Raw genomic sequence first — 22,023 nt, 5'->3', positions numbered from 1 at the left:
AATGTCGTTAAAAAGAAGGATAGCATTAACGCTCAGCATCGCTTTTTCCCTGCTTTTTGCAATGGTAATGGCGGTGATTTACCTGTCCTTTAATGATTTTCGAAGAGACGAATTCAAAGAAAGATTCAGGCAACGTCTGGAATTTACCACTCATTTTATTTCAAAGTCTAAGGATTTTGAAGAAGAAGCCCCTGTTTTTTTTAATGAAAATTCGGATAATATCCTTCTGAATGAAACGATTTTAATTTTTAATGCTCAGAAAGAGCTTATTTACAGTACAATCAAAGACCGGAACGTAACCTGGGATAATACATTGCTTAAAGAATTGGATGAAAAGAAAATCATCTATACAGAAAAAACAGTTCCCGAGATTTATGCGGCATTACGCAATATCAACGGTGAAAATTATTATATTCTTACCAGTGCTTTTGATACCAATGGCAAATCAAAGCTGGCATTCCTGAAATATCTTTTGATTACAGCCTATGTAATGAGTACGCTTCTTATCGGCTTTTTGAGTTATTATTTCATGGGAAAATTTTTACGTCCTTTGGAAGATCTTAACCAGGAAATTTCAGAAGTGACAGCTCATAAGCTGACTACAGAGATCCCTGTCCGGCAGTCTGATGATGAGATCAATGTATTGGCAAAATCATTCAATACCATGATTGGCAGGCTGGATGATGTTTTTCAGTCACAGAAAGATTTTACAGCCAGTGCATCGCATGAGATCAGAACTCCCATTACAAGAATGGCCTTTCAGTTGGAAAATCTGATCAAATTTGAAGAACATTCCCCAAAAACGCTATCCTCTTTAAAACAAATCCAACGCGATATTTATCAGTTATCTGATCTTACAAACTCTTTGCTGCTGCTGACAAAATTTGATAAAGAAAATATCCAGAGTATTTATGAAGAAGTAAGAATTGATGAAGTGATCTTTGAAGCCTTTGAAGCCGTTGAAAAAAGTTACCCAACGCTTAAAATGGATTTTCTCATCTCTGAAGATACTTCTGAAAATGGTCTTCTTATCATCAATGGAATCCAGTCGTTGCTGGTTATTGTTTTTATTAATCTGTTTAAGAATGCCGCAGTATATTCTGATGATGCAGAAATGGATGTCCTCATTACGGAAACCAATGAAGAGCTTATGGTAGATGTTATTTCTCATGGTAATACGATTCCGGAGGAGGAGCAATCCAGGCTTTTTGAGGCTTTTATGAGAGGAAACAATTCACAGAATATTTCGGGCTCAGGCCTTGGGCTTCGTATCGTTAAAAGAATTCTTGAATATCATGGTGCGCAGATCATATATTCTTCACCATCTGAAAATCTTAATAAATTCAGTATAATTTTCAATAAATAAATTGTCAGGAATATTCCGTTTAGCCACAGACTTTTTTACCCAAGCAAAATTTAATTTTTTTTTAAGCAATCTTTAAGAGCATTTTAATCCTGTAGAGGCAATTTTGTTGATAAATAGAAAGAATGAACAAGATTGCCGGACTGCTCATTGCCATTTCCTCATTCATGGCAGGGCAGCAGCGGGAGCTGTCGCTTGTGGAGTGTGAAGAAGCATTTCAGAGCAATAACCTACAGCTTCTCGCAGAACAATACAACATCAACATGGCTGATGCAGATATTCTGCAGGCAAAAATCTGGGAGCTTCCTCAGCTCAGCGGCCAGATTAATGCTTACAATCCCGAAGGAAATAAAGTATTTGATGCAGGCCATGCAAAAGGAGCCCAGGTTACCCAATTGATTTACATGGGCGGGAAAAAGAAGAATGAAATTGCTTTTGCAAAATCAAATAAAGAATTGGCCCAGTTACAGTTTTCTCAATTGCTTGTAGATTTAAGGGCCCAGCTACGTACTGCTTATTTCAATCTCTACTACGAAAAACTTAAACTTGACAATACCAATAAGCAATTAGGGTATATGAATGACCTTTTGAGTGCCTACCGCGTACAGTCGGCAAAAGGAAACGTTTCCCTTAAAGACGAAGTAAGATTACAGAGCCTTGTGATCCAGCTGAACAATGATAAGCTGGGAATTAATAAAAATATTCTTGAATTCGAACAGAGCTTAAAACTACTGACAGGGATTACCGAAGATATTGAACCCCGGATTTCCGATGCCGAAGCAAAGGATATTTTGGCTGCCCAGCCTTTTGGTGACGATGAAGAACTTAAAAAGAAAGCGCTGGAAAACAATGCAGACTATCAGTATTATTTAAAATTAATAGAAAACAGCAAATTATACGCCCAGTGGCAAAAATCTATGAATGTTCCGGATCTGAACGTAGGTGCCGGATGGGACCAGAACGGAGGAACATTTAAAAATGAAGTGAATCTTATGGTGGCTATTCCGCTGCCTTTATGGAGAGCCAATCAGGGAAATGTTGAAAAAGCGAATTATGCCATTCAGCAGAATCAGAAAAATGCAGACTATCAGAAATTAAACCTTGAAACAAAAGTCCGGGCAGCTTATAAAACATGGAAAACCCAATACGATCAGCTGGCAGAGATCAAAACAACAGATCTTAATAATATGGATCTAGTGTATGACGGGATGATGAAAAACTTCAGGAAAGGGAATGTAAACCTTATTGAGTTTACAGACTTTATGGACAGCTACAGGGAGACAGCCCTTCAGATCTATGATATGAAAAATGAGATCATCCAGTCTGCAGAACAACTCAATCAATTAATACAAACCAAAATCTTCTATTAATCATGAAAAAATATATTATCCCTGTACTGATCGCTCTGACTTTACTATCCTGCGGAAAAAAAGAAGAAGTGAGGCCGCAGGCCAAAAAAGGGTTTGAACTGAGCAATACCATGCTGAGCTCCATCTCTCTCGCCAAAGTTGAAAAAAAATATATAGAAGATGAATATAATTTCTACGGAAAAATTTCTGCTGATAAAAACAGTTATATTGATGTTTACCCTTTAGTAGGAGGAAACGTTTTAAGCGTAAATGCAGAATTGGGCGATTATGTGAAAAAAGGGCAGGTTCTGGCCACCATCAGAAGTACAGAACTCGCAGAAGTACAGAAAGACGTAAGTGATGCTAAAACTGATCTGGTGGTTGCCCAGAACAATCTTAGGGTAGCTAAAGAAATGTTTGAAGGAAAGCTGACCACAGAAAGAGAAGTTCTGGAAGCCAAAAGTGTTCTGCAGAAAGCACAGGACCAACTGCAGAGGGCTATCGCGGTAAGTACGGTATACAATGTAAAAAAAGGAAATATTTACAGTGTTGTAGCGCCAATCAGTGGATACATTGTTCAGAAAAATATCAATAAAGATATGCAGCTGAGAAGTGACAGAAGCGAAAATATCTTCGATGTAGCCAATACCACCAATGTATGGGCCATCATGAACGTAAACGAATCTGATATAGACAAGATCAGCCTTGGAATGAAAGCTCAGGTTTCCACTTTATCTTACCCGGATAAAATTTTTGACGGAAAAATTGATAAAATATTTAAGATCATTGATCCCGAAACCAATGCCATGCAGGCAAGAGTTGTTTTGGATAATGCTAATGGCCTCCTGATCCCGGAAAGCAAAGCAACGATAAAGGTTTCCAGCTCTGAGAGCAGCACAGCACTTACCGTACCTTCAAAAGCCGTGATCTTCGATGACAACAGAAGCTTTGTAGTGGTTTTTAAATCCAGAACCGACATTAAAGTGAAAGAAATAAAAGTAATGAAGCAGGTAGGAGAAGTTACCTATGTGGGAGGAGGCCTGTCTGAAGGAGAAGAAGTGATCACCAACAACCAGTTACTGATTTACCGTTCCCTGAACAGCTAATTTTTAAACTTTGTTTTAAAATTCTTTCAACGGCTTTTTTAGGTCATCAATGTAATCAATCATGAATAAATTTATTAAAAATATAATTGCTTTTTCCTTAAAGAATAAAGCTTTTACTTTTATCTGGGTTGCTATTTTAGCAATATCAGGCTTTATCAGCTTCAAAAATATGCCCATTGAAGCTTTTCCTGATGTTACCAATACCCAGATTGTCATTATAACCCAATGGAATGGGCGGAGTGCCGAAGAAGTCGAACGTTTCGTTACCACCCCCATCGAATTGGCCATGAGCCCGGTTCAAAAGAAAACAAACGTAAGAAGTACTACCATGTTTGGTCTTTCTATCGTGAAAATTCTTTTTGACGACGGGGTGGATGATACTTTTGCCAGAAATCAGGTCAATAACCAATTAAGAACCATTAGCCTTCCTGATGAGGTAGATCCTGAAGTACAGCCACCCTACGGGCCAACCGGTGAAATTTTCAGATATACCCTTGAAAGTAAAACCAAAGATTCCAGAGAACTGCTTACCCTTCAGAACTGGGTTATCGATCGAGCCTTAAGAGGAGTTCCTGGAGTAGCAGATATCAATGTATTCGGAGGCCAGGACAAAGTTTTTGAATTAAGCATAGATCCACGGACACTGGATAAATACAATCTTACGCCACTCCAGGTATATGATGCTGTTACCAAGAGTAACCTGAACGTAGGAGGAGATGTTATTGAAAAGAACGGGCAGGCTTATGTGGTAAGAGGCATAGGACTTGTGAAATCCATCTCTGATATTGGGAATATTACCATACATAACGACAGTGGAAATCCTGTGCTGGTAAAGAATGTTGCAGATGTTCATGAAAGCTCTATGCCGAGAGTAGGGCAGGCAGCCCTGAATCATCATGATGATACCGTGGAAGGAATCGTGGTGATGAGAAAAGGAGAAAATCCAAGAGAGGTTCTGGTAGGAGTAAAAGCGAAAATTAAAGAACTCAACGAAAAAATCCTTCCAAAAGATGTGAAAATGGTTACTTTCTACGACAGAGATAACCTGATGGATTTTACCACACACACTGTAATGCACAATCTGATTGAAGGGATTGTACTGGTAACGGTAATTGTTTTGATCTTTATGGCAGACTGGAGAACAACTCTGATTGTTTCCATCATCATTCCTTTGTCCCTGCTGTTTGCTTTCCTGTGTTTAAAACTGGCGGGAATGAGCGCAAACCTTCTTTCTCTGGGAGCTGTAGACTTCGGGATTATTATAGACGGAGCCGTCGTCATGGTGGAAGGGCTCTTCGTAATGCTCGATCATAAAGCACATAAATACGGAACTGAAAAGTTCAACAAACTGGCCAAAGGAGGCTGGATCAAGCAGACAGGAACAGGTTTGGGAAAAGCCATTTTCTTCTCAAAACTGATCATCATTACCTCCCTGATTCCTATTTTCTCATTTCAGAAAGTAGAAGGAAAGATGTTCTCACCTTTAGCCTTTACCCTGGGTTTTGCACTGATGGGAGCATTGATATTCACGCTAACCCTGGTTCCGGTTCTTTCCCATATTTTATTAAATAAGAATGTAAAAGAAAAGAACAATCCGTTTGTTAATTTCTGGGACAGAATTGTTTTAAAAGGCTTCAACTATACTTTTAAACATAAAAGGATGAGCCTTATTGTGGCTATTGCATTTCTGGCAGTAACATTGTTCTCCGGAAAGTTTTTAGGAACGGAATTCCTGCCGCAGCTTAACGAAGGTTCATTATGGATCACAGCGGAAATGCCGATGAGTTCATCATTAAAAGAATCACTGAAAACAGCAGATCTTCTCAAGAAAGATATTATGAGTGTACCGGAAGTAACAGATGTTCTGGCGCAGACAGGCCGAAGCAACGACGGAACAGACCCTAATGGATTCGGATTTGTACAGTTTGCCGTAAATCTTAAACCTAAAGAAGAATGGAAACGCAAGATCACCTATGAAGAACTGATTGATGAGATCGATAAAAAACTCAGAAATTATCAGGGAATTACATTCAATTATTCACAGCCGATCTCTGACAATGTTGCTGAAGCAGTAGCCGGATTTAAAGCGGAAAACGGAATCAAAATCTATGGAGATAATCTGGAAACCCTGGATAAGCTGGCAGAAGAAGTGCTGGCACAGATCAAAAATGTAGAAGGGGTAAAAGATCCGGGAATCATTAAAAATATAGGCCAGCCGGAAGTAAGTGTGATTCTGGACAGAGATAAAATGGCTGCTTACGGAGTGATGCCGGCAGATGCACAGGCCGTGCTGGAAATGGCTTTCGGAGGAAAAACAGCTTCAGAAATGTTTGATGGCGAACGAAAATTTCCTATTCGTCTCCGCTATTCTCAGGAATATAGGAAAGATGAGAATGATATTGCTGCATTGATGGTGCCTACACAGGATGGAGCTAAGATTCCTTTAAAAGAAATCAGCCGTATTGTAAAAGATAATGGGGCTGCATTTATCTACAGAGATGACATCAAAAGATATATTGGTGTTAAATTCTCAATCCGCGACCGTGATTTGGGAAGTACGATTGCCGATGCTCAGAAAAAAGTAGCCCATATTGAACTACCGGACGGCTATTCTATCGGATGGACAGGGCAGTTTGAAAACCAGCAGCGGGCTTCCCACAGACTTACCCAGGTGGTGCCGGTGAGTATACTGATGATTTTCTTTTTATTATTTATCCTGTTCGGGAATATGAAAGACTCTCTTCTGGTACTGGCTAATGTGCCTTTTGCCCTTATCGGTGGAATTATTGCGCTCCATGTTACAGGAATCAACTTTGGAATTTCTGCGGGGGTAGGAATGATTGCCCTTTTAGGAATCTGTATACAGAACGGGGTAATCCTGATTACGGAATTCCATCAGAATGTGAAAAACGGACTTATGATAGATGATGCTATTTTAAGCGGTGTAAAATCCAGAACCAGACCTGTAATTATGACCGCATTGATGGCCTCCATAGGATTGATGCCTGCTGCTTTATCTACCGGTATCGGATCAGAGTCACAAAAACCACTGGCTATTGTGATCATTGGAGGGCTTATTACAGCCACTGTTCTTACCTTACTCATTTTCCCGATCATTTTCTGGATCTTCAACAGGACCAAAAAGTCCCAGCAGATCTAGTATTCTTTCATTTATATTATATTATTGTGCCTGAAATATTCTGTATTTCAGGCTTTTTCATAAAAGCTTCCTCAAAGTTTTCGCAAAGTTTTTTTCAATCGGGAAATTTATGTAAATTTGCAGTCTCAATACATTGAAATAAAAGGTTTGTGCTTCATTGGATCTGAATATTGAAACTTTTTTCATTAAAAAGGTTTTCGTATTTAAAAATTCATTATATTTGCACACCGAAAATTTGAAAAACAATAAATAAATAATTTTAAATCATGGCAAAGGAAACGTTTAATCGTAACAAACCACACTTGAACATTGGTACTATTGGTCACGTTGACCATGGTAAAACTACTCTTACAGCTGCTATTTCTGCTGTATTAGCTAGCAAAGGTCTTGCTGAGAAAAAAGACTTCTCTGCAATTGACTCTGCTCCAGAAGAAAAAGAAAGAGGTATTACTATCAATACTGCTCACATTGAATACGAAACTGAAAAAAGACACTATGCTCACGTTGACTGTCCAGGTCACGCCGACTATGTTAAGAACATGGTAACTGGTGCTGCTCAGATGGATGGAGCTATCGTAGTATGTGCTGCAACTGATGGTCCAATGCCTCAAACTAGAGAACATATCCTACTTTGCCGTCAGGTAAACGTACCTAAGATCGTTGTTTTCATGAACAAAGTTGACATGGTGGATGATCCAGAATTGTTAGAGCTTGTTGAAATGGAACTTAGAGATCTATTAGCTACTTATGACTTTGATGGAGATAACTCTCCAGTAATTCAAGGTTCAGCTCTTGGAGCACTTACTGCAGCTACTAACGGTGACTCAGAAGATAAGTGGTTCAAAACTGTTGAAGCATTAATGGATGCAGTTGATGAGTGGATTGACGAGCCAGTAAGAGATACTGAGAAGCCTTTCTTGATGCCAATTGAAGACGTATTCTCTATTACAGGTAGAGGTACTGTAGCAACTGGTAGAATTGAAGCAGGTATTATCAACACTGGTGATCCAGTTGATATCGTAGGTATGGGTGATGAAAAATTAACTTCTACAATTACAGGAGTTGAGATGTTCAGAAAAATCCTAGACAGAGGTGAAGCTGGTGATAACGTAGGTCTATTGTTGAGAGGTATTGAAAAAACTGACATCAAGAGAGGTATGGTTATCGCTAAGAAAGATTCTGTTAAGCCACACAAAAAATTCAAAGCATCTGTTTATATCCTTTCTAAAGAAGAAGGTGGACGTCACACTCCATTCCACAACAAATACCGTCCTCAGTTCTACGTAAGAACTACTGACGTTACAGGTGAGATCTTCTTACCAGAAGGTGTAGAAATGGTAATGCCTGGTGATAACTTAGAGATCACTGTAGAATTGTTACAACCAATCGCTCTTAACGAGGGTCTTAGATTCGCGATCAGAGAAGGAGGTAGAACAGTTGGTTCAGGTCAGGTTACTGAAATCTTAGATTAATATCTTAAAATATAAAAGGCTTCCGTAAGGGGAACTTCTTTACGGAAGCTTTTTAAATCTACGGGCATCGTCCAATGGTAGGATACCGGTCTCCAAAACCGTTGATCAGGGTTCGAATCCTTGTGCCCGTGCAAATATAAATATCGTATGAGTTCATTTGTCGATTTTTTAAAAGGTTCTTATAACGAATTCAGACATAAAGTTGAATGGCCAAAGTGGTCTGATCTTCAGTCTTCTACAATTGTAGTGACTATAGCGACAGTGATTTTGGCATTATTTACCTTTGGAGTTGATGAATTGTTTTCTAAAGCAATCAGCAACATAATTGGAATGCTAATTAACGTGTTCAACTAAAACAAAAGTATTTTCCCATAATGAGCGAATTGAAATGGTATGTGCTGAAAGCAATCAGCGGACAGGAAAATAAAGTGAAAAACTATATTGAGACGGAGATCAAACGTTTAGGGTTTGAGCAGTACGTTACTCAAGTGGTTATTCCTATGGAAAAGGTAATTCAGATTAGAAACGGTAAAAAAGTTCCTAAAGAAAGACCTTACTATCCTGGGTACCTGATGATCGAAGCTGATCTGATGGGAGAAATTCCTCACGTTATCAAAAATATTCCTGGTGTAATTTCTTTCTTAAGTTTAACAAAAGGAGGAGATCCTGTTCCGATGAGAAAATCTGAAGTGAACAGAATGCTTGGAAGAATGGATGAACTTTCAGAATTTGCAAGCGATGTTGAGATTCCATATGTAGTAGGAGAGAATGTTAAAGTAATTGACGGACCTTTCAACGGATTCAACGGTACAGTTGAGAAAATTCTTGAAGATAAAAAGAAAATTGAAGTTTCTGTATTAATCTTCGGTAGAAAAACTCCAATGGAACTGAGCTACATGCAAGTTGAAAAAGTATAATACAACTTACTATAAAATATAGAAAGACCGCTGAATAAGCGGTCTTTTTTTTATTCCCTTTTCTTTATAATTAGAATCTAATAGTAAAATAAAAGGCTTTGCTTAAAAACTTATAGGAAGTTTTTTATTAATCGCTGAGTTAAACAAGGATAAATAATTTCAGACGTTTTTAAGATAAACAAAGCCGCTTCGCTTATTTTTGAAATACAAGGGTTTTCTTTGTATTACTTTACCAAGTTTACGCCTTTGTTTACCTTATTTACACATTGTATAAATATTCTTTGTGTATCCTTGCGGGAAATCTATTACCTCATAAGTTTTGAACCTATCCTGCTATTATACTTTTTGTTTTCATGATTTATAAAAAGCATAGTTTTCCATTTGATACGATCTGTCTGATTTTAATTCCCTCAATATTTGTTCATTGAATTGAGCTCTTTCCAATATTACACCTGATTCATTATCAATCTGTAAAAACATTCTTTTTGTTGTTGTTGATATTATAATTATTTGTGCTGTTTTTAGTTTTGTATTCAATGTTTTTAAATTAAACTGCTTGTTTTGTTCATAATAATTAATTATTTTTTGATTATTATTCATGTGGCACACTTCTTGTAAGTTACTGCCTGACTAATCCATAAATTTTATATGATCTCCATTGAATACTATGCCCCGCAGGAGTACGGGGTTTGTTATGCCTATAAATTAATTCAGAGTTCTATCATATAAAATTGAAAAGTTAAGTAACCAATAAACACACATTTCTAATGACGAAAATTATTTCGATGGCGCTTGTGGCAAGTGCTGTGCTTATGAACGCTCAGGTTGGCATAAATACTACCACACCTGAAAAAGAACTGACTGTAAACGGGACAATGAAAACATCTGGAATGGTTTTCAAAAAGCCTATGGAAAAACTAGGTGCCAATGAGAATTATACTTTTATTATTAAATCTCCCGCACCGGAAAATAAAATTACAGCTTACAACGACTCCTTTGTACCTAATTCACCTGCACCCATCAATCTTATTCAGTTTAAAATTACTTGTGATCCTTCCGATAAAGATTGGGTAAACCAGTTTGATACAAAGATTAATGCTCAAAAGTTTTTTGTAGTTATCTCTTCTTTTGGTTTTACTCAGCCGGTGAGATCTTCTACAGATTGGGTAACACCTGTTCCCCAAATCTATGCTTATCCCTTAGGTGGAACATGGAAACTTAAGGCAGACTACCAGGGATTCTCTCCGGTTTCATCATTACCTACCGGTGAATGGACGCTTAATTTATTAGTTTTTGACAGATCCTATGCAAAAGATGTAAGTTCTACACAGGACCTTAAAGCTTCTTCTACAGGGGCTGCAGCAGCTCCGTTAATTCAATAAAAATACAATCATGAAAAAAATTACCCTGTTATTATGTATGGCTTTTGCTTCATTAGGAATAAAAGCCCAAATTGGAATCAATACTGCTAACCCAAAAGGAACGCTGGATGTAGAAGGAGAAACTTTGGTTGAGTCCTATTTAATAGATACGGAAAATGCTCCGGCAAGAGGAAATTATCTGCTTCTTACCCGTTCCAAGGACAGTTCTCCTGTCGGAAAAGTGAAAATGCTCGATATTTCCCTTCGTAATGTGGCCCCTGTAAATATGTATACTGTTATTTTAAAAAATGTGAAGCAGGACGAAGTAGTTAGCCTGAATACAGGATTAGACGCGGATAAATACGTTCTTGCTATTACAGGAGCTGTTTTTACTGATGCGGTATCAGCTGCCAATACAAGTACCAGTCCTAAATCGTACGGAGCTTATTCTACTGAAGTTACTAAACTTTCAAAAAATGGTAAAAACTACCATGCCGTGAATTTAAGCTTCAAGGGAGCAGGTACTGTTTCTTCACAAAACGGAACATGGACATTTACACTGAATGTTTTCGAAAAATCATTAGTCAAGGATTGGGGAACATTCAATGGTTCTGTTTCGGCTTCTGCCTCGCCAATCTATTCAGGAGTTTCTGCTAATACCCCTCTGGGGCTTCAATAAAAAAATATGAGAAAGAAAATTTATATCACTATAATAATGGCTTTGGGTTTATTTTTGAATGCCCAGACAGGTAAGGTAGGAATCAAAACGGATAAGCCCACAGAGACTCTTGATGTGAACGGAAAAAGTTACACAAATGCTTTGTATCTGAGAAACCCGGGAGAACCTACCATGACAGGAGGAAGCTTCTTAGCAACTTCAGAAAACGGACTTCAATTGTATGACCCAACCCTGGAAAGCAGCGGATTGTTTAATTACATCAAGCTTACCCTTACAGGAGTTTCCGGAAACGGGATCACAGATTACGATACTAAAATTGATGCCAATAACTTCTTAGTTGTTCTTCACAATTATTCATTTAAACTGAATGACAATTCTACGAATGTAATGCTGGATTACGGAGACAACGGAATTAATGATAATAAACAGGGTTCTCCGGATGTAACCGCTTTCAAAAGCAATGGGACATGGCATATCAAAGCAAAATTTACTGATAGCAGGATTATTGCTACCAATACCAATCCTCCATCCAGAACCTATGATAATTTTACAGTAGATCTTTATTTAATGGCTTATAAGAGATTAATCACAAAACAAAATATCAGCGATGTAAATGCTGATCTGGGAGGAACAGATGGTTCAGCTCAAACGATTAATAAGCCTTCAGGATTTTAATATAAAATAAGATTTCGATCTACATTAAAAGTCATACATTACGATATGACTTTTTTTGTTTTCTAAACGTGTCCATCATAAAAAATGGGAGTAAAATCTTCTGTTTTTCTTCCATCTTTCTTTACTTTTGCTTTTTAGAAATCTATATATGCTAGGTAATTCAAAAATACGATTGGTGAATTTTTTCTTGAATTGGAAAACGTTCCTTATCTTAAACCTTTTCATTCTTACAGTTAAAATTCTCTTCTCAGTATATACAAAATTTAATGCTGAGTTTTTTGAAGACTGGTCCATTGCTGAAAATTTGGCTCGTGACGGCGTATACTCTATGCAGTCCAGATTTGGAAGCTCTGTCTATAAACTTCCTGTTTATCCATTGTTTTTAAGCTTTTTTATAAAGATATTCGGTACCGTAAAAGCGGTGAAATGCATTGTTATCATCCAGCATGTATTCTATTTTGTGATCCCGGTAATTATTGTTAAAATATTCGAGAATTTTAATTTCAAAACAGCTGGATTTCTGGCAGCATATTTCTTTATTTTCTCTCCTGCCTATTTTTACTATTCTAATGTTCTTGAGGCAACCAATCTGTTTATACTACTTTTTGCAGCTTGGATTTATTTTTACTCTATAATATGGACACAATTAGTTATCTATAGAAAATTGATCATTTTCTCAGTAATGACAGCCCTTGTAGCGCTCACACAGGTTGTGGCAGTTCCTATAATGGCCGTACTGATTCTGGTTTTGTGTTTTTATAAAAAATTATCTATAAAACAGAGCGTGACCGTTAGTTTCATAGCCGTACTTCTTTACTCTCCCTGGGTAATCAGGAACTATCTTACTTTTGATCAGCTTATTGTGAGCAAATCTCCTGTTTGGCAGAATGTATTTTTAGGATATGAATCCGAATATCAGATTTTGCCCGGTAATAAATTCATGACAGAAGAAGAGGAGAAACTCATTGAAGAGAAAATTGCAGTTCATAATGAATTTGCGGATGAACCTATTTTTGAAGAGGCCGTATCAAAAATTGTGGAAGCAGATAAAATGGCCCCTCTAAAAAAGGGACTTAATAACTTTATAAGTTTATGGTTTGTTCCCAAACGGTATTTTGATAACAATGGACTATCTGTTCTTATCGGAAGAAAACTGTATGTGATTGGGATCAATTTACTATTCGTAGTGAGTCTTGGCTATTTCTTCAGAAAAAACAAACCCCTTTTCCTGTTTTTAACGGTAGTATTTGCAGGATTTACATTTCCTTATCTGATAGGACACGCTGCGAATATCCGATTTAAATTGGATTTTGAATGGATAGAGACTTCTGTAATTTCCCTGTTTATATTTTTGAAGTATCTGAATATAAAAAAAGAATCTGTTAAAGAGCAGGGAGGGAATTTAAGTTAATGAATGCACCTGTATAAAAATTAAAAAGATCATTTTGCTCAAAAATGATCTTTTTGTTTAATAGTTTTTCTGTAATATCTTGAATTGGTTTAAGAATCTGCTAAACTAATTCGTGATGAATATCATTTGTTCAAATGATTTTATAATTTTATACGGAATTATAGATTTATGAAAAATCCATTGCTTTTAATACTGTTATTATTTTCAGTCTTCTTTTGTTCAGGACAGAATAAGAAAAGCTATGAGCAGTATATGAAGACTGCCAATGAACTGAAATTTAAAGACTGGTCAAAAGCTGAACTCAATATACAAAGTGCCCGGAAAATAGTTTCGGAGAATGATTTAGGAAATTTTTATCTGGAAGCAGCTAAAATTTACAGTGACATGAACTATTTTGATATGGCACTGGATTATGCTGCAAAAGCCTATCATATCTTTCTGGATAAAGACGGTGAAAAAACAGCAAAAGTAGATGGCGTTTTTGCTTACATCTATTCCCAGCTTAATGATACCAGACGTGCAGTTACCTATTATAAAAAGCTGCTGAACTTTTACAGGAAGCAGAAAAAAGAAACCGAAACCATAAAATCACTCAATAATTTAGGGAATGCTTATTTGGTATTATCCAAGCTGGATTCGTCAAGATATTATTTTGAACAGGCGCTGATGGCTTTCGAAGTACATAATGATCCGGTTTTAAAAGCTTTTGTGTTTTCAAATTTTGGGAAGCTTAATTTTTTAGAAGGAAATATTAACAAAGCCGAAAATTATCTGTTGGAAGCAGATCATATTTTAGCAAAAGATCATATCGAAGATAGTAAGTCAAATTATCAGGTACACTATAATCTGGCTAATTTCTATATTCAGACACAAAATCCTGAAAATGCTTTATGGTATGCAAAACAAATTGAAAAAGATATTGCTTCCAATACAGTAAGTTTTGACCAGACCAACTATCTGAGAACACTTTACAAAGCTTACCTGCTGAATAAGGATTATAAATCGGCAGCAAAAACATTTAGCAGGTATGATTCCATTAGAGAGTTACTGAATGTAGAAGAGAAAGCGGTAAATGTAGAAAGGCTGAAGGCAAAGCATGATTATGAAATGCAGAAAAGACTGGATACAATAGAGCAGGACAAAAAGAATATCTTGTACATGGTAACCGGGATTATTCTTCTGCTGATATTGGTGATCTGTATTTTACTGCTTATTAATTACAGAAACAAGACAGAAAAACTCAGCTTAGAAAAGAAACTGATTGAAAACAGAGAACGTGAATTGGAGATAGACAATCAGATGAAAGAAAAAATGCTGGTGTATAAATCTATGGAACAGTCTAAGATAGAAGGCATCTTCAAATCTATTCTGGAACAGATCAATGTACTTAAATCAAAATTCGGAGATCAGGAGATCAATGAAATCTCAGGAATCATTAATGAAATTAAACTAAGCACCAAGCAGGATTCATGGGGAGATTTTGAATATCATTTTTTAAATGTTCATGAATCATTCTATGAAAATCTGGACAAAAAGCATCCCGGACTCACCAACTACGATAAGAGGCTGGCAGCCATGCTGAAACTTAAATTATCAACCAAAGAAATATCAAGTCTTCTGAATGTTACTCCGAAAACAATAGAAAATTCCAGGACCAGACTGCGTAAAAAATTAAATCTTACCAATACCAAGGAAGATCTGGCTCAATATTTAAATGAAATGTAAACTGTTGTTTATCAGTTGTGTATTTTGATGTGTGTGGAAAGAGGGTGGTGCTTTTTGAAAGTGAAGTGGTAAGCATGTGGGGGATTTTAAATGATTTTTAGGAAGATTGTCTTCCTTTGTTTCATACTTAAAATAATAGCGCAATGAAAAAACTACTTACTCTTTTGATGATTACATCAATTGGCTTCTTTGGAAGAGCACAATGGAATTCCGCACTGGATCAAAACCTTCTTGTAACCAATCCCGGATCCGGGTCCTCCTTTGCTGCAACAACAAATGACGGGAAAACTTATATAGGATATTGGAAAAGCGTTCCCTCCCCTGTAAATTTCGAATTATGGCTGCAGATCCTTGATACGAACGGAAATAAAATGCTTCCCGATGATGGCATTATGCTCAGTAACCAGATTCCGATGAGTACTTATACTATTTTTGAAAGAACAGCAGTAGATGCCTCCGGTAATTTTTACATTGGTGTTACAGGAACAGGAACGGGAACCAAAGGATATGTTTTCAAAATTACCCCTGAAGGAACATCAATGTGGCCTAACGGAATTAATTTAGGAGAAGCCTATCTGCCTACCATTCTGCCATTGTCCAATGGAGATATTATTGTAGGATATTATCCACCAAGTCAAAAATATACAAAAGTGCAACGGTTTAACTCTGCAGGACAGCCTGTATGGGAAAATCCCGTTCAGATCATTTCTGATGACGCTGCTAAAAATACTATTCCTGCCGATCTTTTTGAACTCTCTGATAATCAGTTTGAAATTGTTTTCCACAAACAGATGTCTTTTGGAACAACAAGTTATTTATTTGCACAGAAACTCAGCCAGGATGGAGCTGTTATCTGGAACAATGCAAAACAGATCTCTACCAAATCTGTAGCCTATAATGCAAAATACAGCGGAGCAGCAGACGGGGGTGTTGTATATTATGGATACACCACCGGTGAATCTTCAAGATTTGATGGGTACTTACAGAAAATTAATGCAGACGGAAGCCTTCCATGGGGAACAGCAGGGATGGATTTTGATACTAATCAGACCTATTTCGAAAAGGATCTTAAAATGGCTTTTGCTCCAGGATCACCTTATGTATGGGCTATCGCAAATTACAGTACTTCCAGCCAGGGACAAAACGGGGAGTTTGTACAGAAATTTGATAAAAATACAGGAGCGAGGCTTTTTACAGATCATGGAAAACAGGTTTTTCCTATTAATGACCTTTCGATGTTTCATTACGGGGAACTTATCCTGTTGAGTGATATGCCTTACTTTGTTGTACGTAAAAAAGCAGATTCTTCACCTCTTGGTTTTTCACTGAACGCTGTGCAGCTGGACGGCAGCGGTAATTTTGCCTGGACTGAACAATATCTTCCTTTTGCCACTTTCCCTGCCTCTAAAGCCTATGCCAGCATATTAAAACCTATAAACAACCAGGCGGTTATTGTATTTCAGGAACAGAAAACAACAGATGCTAGCCCTGCAATATATGCACAGAACCTTAAGCTTCCAGGCTTAAATTTAGCGATTCATGAAACTTCCGATAAAGATTCTTCTGTGAGAATATATCCTAATCCGGCAGTAGATGTGATTCATATAGAAGGATTGAAAGATAAGGAATTTAACATCTATAATACAGCCGGTCAACTGGTAAAATCAGGGATGATAAATCAGGGGAAAATAGAAGTAAAAGATCTTTTAAAAGGCAATTATATTCTTAAAATTAAAGAAGTGCAGGAAAGTTTGAAATTCATTAAAAAGTAAAATGAAAGAATAAATGCAGAGCTTAAATAAAAATGGGAAAAAGAGTACTGAAAAGTGCTCTTTTTTTGCGGGATAAAAACAGATTAAATTTTCTTAAAGTATATCTTTAATTAGGGAAATATTATTTAAATTTATAGAATAAAACTAAACCTAAACTTAAAAATTAATAACATGAAGAAAATTTTTCTTTTGACATTCTTGTCATGTATGGCTTTTAATAAAGCTCAGAACTGGTCGTTAACTGGTAATTCCGGTACAGATCCCGCAACTAACTTTATCGGTACAACAGATAATAAAGACATCGTCTTTAAGACCAATAATGCTGAACGATTCAGAATTGCTGACGGCAGGATGTTTTTCAATATTAATACAGTTGATGGAGACGGTATTGATATTATTGATAACACTCAAAACAAGAACAGCGGAACAGATGTGGTATGGATTAAAAGTACTTATAGCCAGCCTAATGATGTTGGACTTTTAACAATATCTACAGCTAACTGGCAGTATCCTATATTTTCAGCAAGAGAAAACGGGAAGATTCTGATGGGAGTGAATGCCTACAATGCTGGTTTGTCTTCGTGCACAGACTGTAATAACTACAGACTATTTGTGAAGGATGGAATTAAAACTGAAAAAATTAAAGTTGAAATTGCCAGTGCTAATGGCTGGGCGGATTATGTATTCAGTGACAGCTATAAACTGCTGCCTTTACATGAAGTGAAGAAATTTATCACATTAAATAAACACCTGCCTGAAGTTCCTTCTGCAGATGAAGTGGTAAAAAACGGTGTTGAATTAAAGGAAATGAATGTCCTTTTATTGAAAAAAGTAGAGGAACTGACATTACATCTGATTGATCTGAATGAAAAGCTTGAAAAGCAGGACAAAAAAATACAGCAATTAGAAAAACAAAAATTATGAAAAAAATTCTCTTTTTCTTAATTGTATGCAATCTATTCGTTACCTTCAAATCACAGCAGGCAGATGCTCAATCAAGAGCTTGCGTAATAGATGTAAGCAGTAAAAATCTTCCCACAGAATTACAGAAAAACAGTACGAATTGTGGTAATACCTCATTGTATGCCTATCATTATCATGACAATCCGAAGTACATTCCACAGGTAACCGATGATGTTATCTATGTGAAGCTGAATTTTATTTTTCCTACCAAACCAGACGGAACTGGTAATTTTGAACAGAATAATCCTGAACATACGGCATTTCTTAACAGTTTTGTAGATATGATCAATTATCGGCTGGCCAATCTGGGGAGCCCGGATAGCACATGTGAAAATCCTACACAGCAGATCTCTGATACGAAGATAAGAGTAATCGTCAATAAAATCTGGAAAGTAGATCCTGCATGGGATTTTCTCGTTACAGGTTTTAATCCGGCCAATAATAACCCTTATGATAATAATAGTATTTTAATGCCGGGAAGTACCTATTACTATTCTTATTACGATAATGATCCAGCTATACCTCAGGGAATAAATATTACATTTCCCAATAACGGACAGATCTATACCGAATACCAGAATGGAAACTTCAGCCAGACACCTTTAGGCTGGGCAGCTTCTGAGTTCCCGTTTACCAATCAGTTTGATGCAAAATCAAGACAGCTGTGGCCGGATATCTATAATGGTTTTCTTCACAGGAAACAGTTTGCTGTAGGTAACCCGGCTTTGGGCAACCCTACCTGGGAAACGGTAAAACAGTGGTATTATTCTGATATGGGAGCAAGAGCAATGGTTCATGAATTAGGGCATAACCTGGGACTGTATCATCACGACTGCGGTGCAAACCTGATGAGTTATTCGGCGGGAAATCATAGTTATCTGAGTATTGAAGATGTTTCTATGATGTTTCAGACCGCTTCTGTAACCAGTGTAAGACAGTATTTTACAGAAAACTCATTTAAAAATACCTATTTAAATGTAAATTCTAATGAGCTGTGGGATATTAATTTCAGGAACTATTCCAATGTGAAAATTGATAATAATTCAAGCTTAAAAGTAACCTGTAAGTTGATAATGGCCCCTCAGAGCAGGGTGGTTGTCAAAAGCGGAAGCAATATGATCATTGAAGGTGCTGATGTAAGGTCGGCCAACGATTCTTCCTGGAATGGAATAAAAGTAGAAGGAACCGGTTACTGCCTAATTTTACCGGATACCAAAATAGATAACGGGTATTTCTATGTTTATGCAGATAATACTCCGTTACCGGTTACTAAAAATACGGTAGAGAATCAGGTTATCAAACCGGAAGCAAGAGTGAATGGAGAAGCAAAACCGGCTGCTTCGGATTCATTTAAAATTTATCCTAATCCTACCGGTGATTTTATTAATATTCAGACTGATGTGGAAGTGTTGGCTGTTTCTGTTTATAATGCCTCAGGAAATAGAATCATCAATCATGCAGGACAAACTAAAAGAATAGATGTACAGTCTATTCCGTCGGGAATGTATTTATTGGAAATTAAAACGAAAAATAAAACGATCACCGAAAAATTCATTAAAAAATAATAAGCAAACAAACATAATTATTCATAAAAGGTTAATTACTGTTCAGAAATGGACAGTAATTTTTTTAACTGCATATTTGACTTTTATTCATGTATTTAGATAATTATTATTTGCTATTTCAAAAATATTTTATACTTTTGCAGTCCGAAAAGTAGGTTTATTGTTATGTGAGTGCATTAACCTGCTGAATAATAAATGCTTCCAAACTCATTAATTATTCAAACTAAAAAAAAATAAAATGGCTAAGAAAGTCTTTAAAATGGTAAAGCTTCAGGTGAAAGGTGGCGCAGCTAACCCTTCTCCACCAGTAGGTCCAGCTTTGGGTTCTGCAGGTGTGAACATCATGGAGTTTTGTAAGCAATTTAACGGAAGAACCCAAGATAAGCCAGGGCAAGTTTTACCTGTAGTAATTACAGTATACGAAGACAAATCTTTTGAATTCGTTATCAAAACTCCACCTGCAGCAATTCAGTTAATGGATGCGGCTAAAATCAAAGGAGGTTCCGGTGAACCAAACAGAAACAAAGTAGGTTCTGTATCTTGGGATCAGGTTAAGAAAATCGCTGAAGATAAAATGGCAGACCTTAACTGCTTTACATTGGATTCAGCTCTTTCTATGGTTGCAGGTACTGCTAGATCTATGGGATTGAGAGTAACAGGAACTAAACCAGCTAACGCTTAAAACTTAAAGAAATGGCAAAATTAACTAAAAAGCAAAAGGAAGCTTTAAGCAAAGTAGAAAAAGGAAGAATCTATAACCTTGAAGAAGGTTCAGCTCTTGTAAAAGAAGTGAACACTACAAAGTTTGATGCTTCTGTAGATATCGCTGTAAGATTAGGAGTAGATCCAAGAAAAGCAAACCAAATGGTAAGAGGTGTAGTATCTCTTCCTCACGGAACTGGTAAAGATGTTAAAGTATTAGCTTTAGTAACTCCAGATAAAGAAGCAGAGGCTAAAGAAGCTGGTGCTGATTATGTAGGTCTTGATGAATATCTTCAAAAAATCAAAGACGGTTGGACTGATGTTGACGTTATCGTTACTATGCCAGCTGTTATGGGTAAATTAGGACCATTAGGTAGAGTATTAGGACCAAGAGGTTTAATGCCAAACCCTAAATCAGGAACTGTAACTATGGAAATTGGTAAAGCAGTAACTGAAGTAAAAGCTGGTAAAATTGATTTCAAAGTAGATAAGTATGGTATTATCCATGCCGGTATTGGTAAAGTGTCTTTCGATGCTGCTAAGATCAAAGAAAATGCTCAGGAATTAATCCAGACATTGATCAAAATGAAGCCAACTGCTGCTAAAGGAACTTATGTGAAAAGCATCTACTTGTCTTCTACAATGAGCCCAGGTATTGCAATTGATACTAAATCTGTTAACTAATATTAAATCCTTAAGACAATGACAAAAGACCAAAAAGTTGTAGCAATACAAGAGATCAAAGACTTGCTTCAGGATGCAAAAGTAGTATACGTAGCAGATCTAGAAGGATTGAACGCTGCAAAATCTTCTGACTTCAGAAGACAGGCTTTCAAACAAAATATCAAAGTAAAAGTAGTTAAAAATACACTTTTACAAAAAGCAATGGAGCAGATTGATGGAGTAGATTTCTCTGAAATGTTCCAGTCTTTCAAAGGAAACTCTGCGATTATGATTTCTGAGACAGCAAATGCTCCTGCGAAATTAATCAAAGATTTCAGAAAGAAAGATGAGAAGCCGGCATTGAAGTCTGCTTTTGTTCAAGAAACTTTCTATATTGGTGATAACAATCTTGATACTTTAGTAAGCATCAAGTCTAGAGAAGAAATGATCGGTGAAATCATCGGATTACTTCAGTCTCCAATTCAAAGAGTTGTTTCTGCTCTTCAAAACAAATCTGAAGCTGTAGAAGCTACAACTGAAGAGGTTGCTGCTCCTGCTGTAGAAGAAACCCCTGCTGAGGCTGCTCCAGAAGCTCCTGCTGCAGAAAGCACGGAAGAAACTCCAAGTGCTGAATAATTACACTCAAGAAATTAAATAAATAATCAACAAAAACATTACAACAATGTCAGATTTAAAAAATTTAGCTGAAACGCTAGTAAACTTAACAGTAAAAGACGTAAACGAATTAGCTGCTATCCTTAAGGATGAGTATGGAATTGAGCCAGCTGCTGCTGCTGTAGTAGTTGCTGCAGGTGGTGCAGGTGAAGCTGCTGAAGAAAAAACAGAATTCGACGTAATTCTTAAGTCTGCAGGTGCTTCTAAATTAGCTATCGTTAAATTAGTAAAAGATTTAACTGGTGCTGGTCTTAAAGAAGCTAAAGACATCGTAGATGGTGCTCCTGCTCCAATCAAAACTGGTGTTTCTAAAGACGAAGCAGAAGCTCTTAAGAAGCAACTTGAAGAAGCTGGTGCTGAAGTAGAATTGAAATAATTCATTTTACTATAAAATAATAAGCCTGAGTATTTTACTCAGGCTTTTTTTGTGTTCTTCATATCCCATGTAGGTGTTTTATAGGTAAT

20 protein-coding genes and 1 tRNA gene are annotated in these 22,023 nt (G+C 36.7%); 20 read left to right on the top strand and 1 reads right to left on the bottom strand.

Annotated elements, in window-relative coordinates:
• Position 1: 1 nt before the first annotated feature.
• The 8 genes from J2Y40_RS14365 to nusG all read left to right on the top strand — a co-directional run bounded on the left by J2Y40_RS14365 (position 2) and on the right by nusG (position 9,367).
• On the top strand, positions 2-1,366 hold the full coding sequence (locus J2Y40_RS14365) for an ATP-binding protein (RefSeq protein WP_153395852.1): 1,365 nt from the start codon (positions 2-4) through the stop codon (positions 1,364-1,366).
• 122 nt (positions 1,367-1,488) lie between these two features.
• Positions 1,489-2,733 carry a TolC family protein gene (locus J2Y40_RS14360; RefSeq protein ID WP_309999655.1) on the top strand — a complete coding sequence of 415 codons (1,245 nt, stop codon included), beginning with the start codon at positions 1,489-1,491 and terminating at the stop codon, positions 2,731-2,733.
• Positions 2,734-2,735: 2 nt separating this feature from the next.
• Positions 2,736-3,818 (top strand): efflux RND transporter periplasmic adaptor subunit, encoded by a 1,083-nt coding sequence (locus tag J2Y40_RS14355; protein ID WP_309999653.1) that lies wholly within the window; start codon positions 2,736-2,738, stop codon positions 3,816-3,818.
• Between the two features lie 61 nt (positions 3,819-3,879).
• A complete protein-coding gene (locus J2Y40_RS14350) occupies positions 3,880-6,978 on the top strand; it encodes a CusA/CzcA family heavy metal efflux RND transporter (protein WP_309999651.1) in 3,099 nt (1,032 codons plus the stop codon).
• A gap of 266 nt (positions 6,979-7,244) precedes the next feature.
• Complete coding sequence (gene tuf, locus J2Y40_RS14345) at positions 7,245-8,450, top strand: elongation factor Tu (protein ID WP_039369540.1); 1,206 nt, start codon at positions 7,245-7,247, stop codon at positions 8,448-8,450.
• Between the two features lie 60 nt (positions 8,451-8,510).
• Positions 8,511-8,581 (top strand) — tRNA-Trp (locus J2Y40_RS14340).
• 16 nt (positions 8,582-8,597) lie between these two features.
• Positions 8,598-8,804 (top strand): preprotein translocase subunit SecE, encoded by a 207-nt coding sequence (gene secE / locus J2Y40_RS14335; RefSeq protein ID WP_034723808.1) that lies wholly within the window; start codon positions 8,598-8,600, stop codon positions 8,802-8,804.
• Between the two features lie 20 nt (positions 8,805-8,824).
• Positions 8,825-9,367 (top strand): transcription termination/antitermination protein NusG, encoded by a 543-nt coding sequence (nusG, locus tag J2Y40_RS14330; protein WP_002976412.1) that lies wholly within the window; start codon positions 8,825-8,827, stop codon positions 9,365-9,367.
• Positions 9,368-9,718: 351 nt separating this feature from the next.
• Here nusG and J2Y40_RS14325 read toward each other — a convergent pair whose 3' ends face one another.
• On the bottom strand, positions 9,719-9,967 hold the full coding sequence (locus J2Y40_RS14325) for a hypothetical protein (RefSeq protein ID WP_309999646.1): 249 nt from the start codon (positions 9,965-9,967) through the stop codon (positions 9,719-9,721).
• A gap of 167 nt (positions 9,968-10,134) precedes the next feature.
• On the opposite strand from J2Y40_RS14325, the gene J2Y40_RS14320 reads away from it, so the two are divergent.
• The 12 genes from J2Y40_RS14320 (at position 10,135) to rplL (ending at position 21,934) form a co-directional block, all read left to right on the top strand.
• The gene (locus J2Y40_RS14320) at positions 10,135-10,749 is read left to right on the top strand and encodes a hypothetical protein (RefSeq protein ID WP_153395842.1); all 615 of its coding nucleotides are present in this window, start codon (positions 10,135-10,137) and stop codon (positions 10,747-10,749) included.
• Positions 10,750-10,759: 10 nt separating this feature from the next.
• Positions 10,760-11,407: a hypothetical protein gene (locus J2Y40_RS14315; protein ID WP_153395840.1), complete on the top strand. Its 648-nt coding sequence runs from the start codon at positions 10,760-10,762 to the stop codon at positions 11,405-11,407.
• A 6-nt stretch (positions 11,408-11,413) separates the two neighbouring features.
• The gene (locus tag J2Y40_RS14310; RefSeq protein ID WP_153395838.1) at positions 11,414-12,082 is read left to right on the top strand and encodes a hypothetical protein; all 669 of its coding nucleotides are present in this window, start codon (positions 11,414-11,416) and stop codon (positions 12,080-12,082) included.
• A gap of 175 nt (positions 12,083-12,257) precedes the next feature.
• The gene (locus J2Y40_RS14305; protein WP_185151973.1) at positions 12,258-13,493 is read left to right on the top strand and encodes a glycosyltransferase family 39 protein; all 1,236 of its coding nucleotides are present in this window, start codon (positions 12,258-12,260) and stop codon (positions 13,491-13,493) included.
• A gap of 168 nt (positions 13,494-13,661) precedes the next feature.
• Complete coding sequence (locus tag J2Y40_RS14300) at positions 13,662-15,218, top strand: LuxR C-terminal-related transcriptional regulator (protein WP_153395834.1); 1,557 nt, start codon at positions 13,662-13,664, stop codon at positions 15,216-15,218.
• Positions 15,219-15,361: 143 nt separating this feature from the next.
• The gene (locus tag J2Y40_RS14295; RefSeq protein ID WP_153395832.1) at positions 15,362-16,990 is read left to right on the top strand and encodes a T9SS type A sorting domain-containing protein; all 1,629 of its coding nucleotides are present in this window, start codon (positions 15,362-15,364) and stop codon (positions 16,988-16,990) included.
• 171 nt (positions 16,991-17,161) lie between these two features.
• The gene (locus J2Y40_RS14290) at positions 17,162-17,914 is read left to right on the top strand and encodes a hypothetical protein (protein ID WP_153395830.1); all 753 of its coding nucleotides are present in this window, start codon (positions 17,162-17,164) and stop codon (positions 17,912-17,914) included.
• Entirely contained in the window at positions 17,911-19,518 is a 1,608-nt protein-coding gene (locus tag J2Y40_RS14285) for a zinc-dependent metalloprotease (RefSeq protein ID WP_153395828.1), read from the top strand. Before J2Y40_RS14290 ends, J2Y40_RS14285 begins: the two co-directional genes overlap by 4 nt.
• A gap of 238 nt (positions 19,519-19,756) precedes the next feature.
• Positions 19,757-20,200 carry a 50S ribosomal protein L11 gene (gene rplK, locus J2Y40_RS14280; protein ID WP_153395826.1) on the top strand — a complete coding sequence of 148 codons (444 nt, stop codon included), beginning with the start codon at positions 19,757-19,759 and terminating at the stop codon, positions 20,198-20,200.
• Between the two features lie 11 nt (positions 20,201-20,211).
• Complete coding sequence (gene rplA, locus J2Y40_RS14275) at positions 20,212-20,904, top strand: 50S ribosomal protein L1 (protein ID WP_153395824.1); 693 nt, start codon at positions 20,212-20,214, stop codon at positions 20,902-20,904.
• Positions 20,905-20,922: 18 nt separating this feature from the next.
• Positions 20,923-21,519: a 50S ribosomal protein L10 gene (gene rplJ / locus J2Y40_RS14270; protein ID WP_153395822.1), complete on the top strand. Its 597-nt coding sequence runs from the start codon at positions 20,923-20,925 to the stop codon at positions 21,517-21,519.
• Positions 21,520-21,565: 46 nt separating this feature from the next.
• Positions 21,566-21,934, top strand: a complete 369-nt coding sequence (gene rplL / locus J2Y40_RS14265; RefSeq protein ID WP_072997912.1) for a 50S ribosomal protein L7/L12 — start codon at positions 21,566-21,568, stop codon at positions 21,932-21,934.
• Positions 21,935-22,023: the final 89 nt, after the last annotated feature.

It is taken from the genome of Chryseobacterium sp. 2987, assembly GCF_031456375.1.
Lineage (GTDB): Bacteria > Bacteroidota > Bacteroidia > Flavobacteriales > Weeksellaceae > Chryseobacterium > Chryseobacterium vaccae.
This window is presented reverse-complemented; position numbering and strand designations above follow the sequence as displayed.

Coding starts and splice junctions, on each gene's coding strand:
- J2Y40_RS14365 (WP_153395852.1), top strand. CDS start 2: ATGTCGTTAAAAAGAAGGATAGCATTAACGCTCAGCATCGCTTTTTCC.
- J2Y40_RS14360 (WP_309999655.1), top strand. CDS start 1,489: ATGAACAAGATTGCCGGACTGCTCATTGCCATTTCCTCATTCATGGCA.
- J2Y40_RS14355 (WP_309999653.1), top strand. CDS start 2,736: ATGAAAAAATATATTATCCCTGTACTGATCGCTCTGACTTTACTATCC.
- J2Y40_RS14350 (WP_309999651.1), top strand. CDS start 3,880: ATGAATAAATTTATTAAAAATATAATTGCTTTTTCCTTAAAGAATAAA.
- tuf (WP_039369540.1), top strand. CDS start 7,245: ATGGCAAAGGAAACGTTTAATCGTAACAAACCACACTTGAACATTGGT.
- secE (WP_034723808.1), top strand. CDS start 8,598: ATGAGTTCATTTGTCGATTTTTTAAAAGGTTCTTATAACGAATTCAGA.
- nusG (WP_002976412.1), top strand. CDS start 8,825: ATGAGCGAATTGAAATGGTATGTGCTGAAAGCAATCAGCGGACAGGAA.
- J2Y40_RS14325 (WP_309999646.1), bottom strand. CDS start 9,967: ATGAATAATAATCAAAAAATAATTAATTATTATGAACAAAACAAGCAG.
- J2Y40_RS14320 (WP_153395842.1), top strand. CDS start 10,135: ATGACGAAAATTATTTCGATGGCGCTTGTGGCAAGTGCTGTGCTTATG.
- J2Y40_RS14315 (WP_153395840.1), top strand. CDS start 10,760: ATGAAAAAAATTACCCTGTTATTATGTATGGCTTTTGCTTCATTAGGA.
- J2Y40_RS14310 (WP_153395838.1), top strand. CDS start 11,414: ATGAGAAAGAAAATTTATATCACTATAATAATGGCTTTGGGTTTATTT.
- J2Y40_RS14300 (WP_153395834.1), top strand. CDS start 13,662: ATGAAAAATCCATTGCTTTTAATACTGTTATTATTTTCAGTCTTCTTT.
- J2Y40_RS14295 (WP_153395832.1), top strand. CDS start 15,362: ATGAAAAAACTACTTACTCTTTTGATGATTACATCAATTGGCTTCTTT.
- J2Y40_RS14290 (WP_153395830.1), top strand. CDS start 17,162: ATGAAGAAAATTTTTCTTTTGACATTCTTGTCATGTATGGCTTTTAAT.
- J2Y40_RS14285 (WP_153395828.1), top strand. CDS start 17,911: ATGAAAAAAATTCTCTTTTTCTTAATTGTATGCAATCTATTCGTTACC.
- rplK (WP_153395826.1), top strand. CDS start 19,757: ATGGCTAAGAAAGTCTTTAAAATGGTAAAGCTTCAGGTGAAAGGTGGC.
- rplA (WP_153395824.1), top strand. CDS start 20,212: ATGGCAAAATTAACTAAAAAGCAAAAGGAAGCTTTAAGCAAAGTAGAA.
- rplJ (WP_153395822.1), top strand. CDS start 20,923: ATGACAAAAGACCAAAAAGTTGTAGCAATACAAGAGATCAAAGACTTG.
- rplL (WP_072997912.1), top strand. CDS start 21,566: ATGTCAGATTTAAAAAATTTAGCTGAAACGCTAGTAAACTTAACAGTA.